The organism is Vibrio sp. 03_296 (assembly GCF_002265885.1).
On record NZ_NPKW01000733.1, the window covers coordinates 1 to 1,024 of the forward strand.

General features: G+C 41.9%; 2 pseudogenes. One reads left to right on the top strand and one right to left on the bottom strand.

What is annotated here, in order from left to right:
* Positions 1 to 436, bottom strand: a pseudogene (locus CIK04_RS27485) (MipA/OmpV family protein); the annotation flags it as partial.
* 116 nt (positions 437 to 552) lie between these two features.
* Between CIK04_RS27485 and CIK04_RS27490 the strand changes: the two are divergent.
* Positions 553 to 979, top strand: a pseudogene (locus CIK04_RS27490) (hypothetical protein).
* Positions 980 to 1,024: the final 45 nt, after the last annotated feature.

The following is a 1,024-nucleotide window of genomic DNA, read 5'->3' on the forward strand; positions in this document are numbered from 1 at the left end:
TGGCAGCCAAGCGGTAGTTGGAGTGAAAACGGAAACTGTCGTCAGACATCAATTCCACTTCAAAACGCCACTGGTCGTCTATTTGATATTTCAATTGTCCACCGAAATCCGCTTTGTCGCCTTCGATAGAGTTTTGTGCAATCTTGGGAATATCGATAAAACGTAGACGCGTCAGCGCATTAAATTGCAATTGTTGCTCTTCTGACTGCCACAAGTACGCCCCCCCTTCGATGCCGCGAATCGAACACATATTCATTGTCAAAAAACATCATAAGGTACAAAGGTACTAACGGTTTGATCGCCTCCTTGCGTATCAAAAGGAATCGACGCTGTGCGGTACATTGCGGCGATGCCCGTGTTCCTCTTCTGCAGCCAAAGCGCTTTGTGTCCCACCTAAGCCAACAATTAGACTTAAAGCCAGCCATTTCTTTTTCATTTTTGTTTAAATTCCAGTTAATTACGCTGATTAATTCATCAAACAGAAGAAAAGCTCTTATGTTCATTATCAATTAGCCGTTACAATTAGTAGATATTGTCATTGATTGAATTTATGTGAAAGCCTCAGAACTGAAACTTTCTACCTTAGCCTGACCAGACGGTTACGATCCCGATGTTGTGATGGGAGAAGAATGGCTGCCAGAAAGGTTGGTAAATACACGCCTTGACGATAATTTGTTGTTTCTTGAATTCGATAATGCTCCAGAAGAAAACCAAGGCGATGAAGAGGGTCGTGGCTTTGTTGAACATGAAATTGCCATGATAAGACAGCGCTTTGAACACATTCTCGATGAAGCCAGTGACACAAAAACTAAAGCCGACGCTAATGTTGGCTCTCTTCCTGATGGGCCATGAGCTCTCAAGCTCTGAGGTGATCGAAATTCTTGAAGAAACGACGACAAGTGATGATATTAATCTTCCTCTCACCGTTGTAAAATGGCGTAAATTGACTTCATGTGTAGTTAACCTCGTTTGCTGGTGAACACTATGTTTAATGTATTAACTTCATTATTTAAGGAGCTTATTG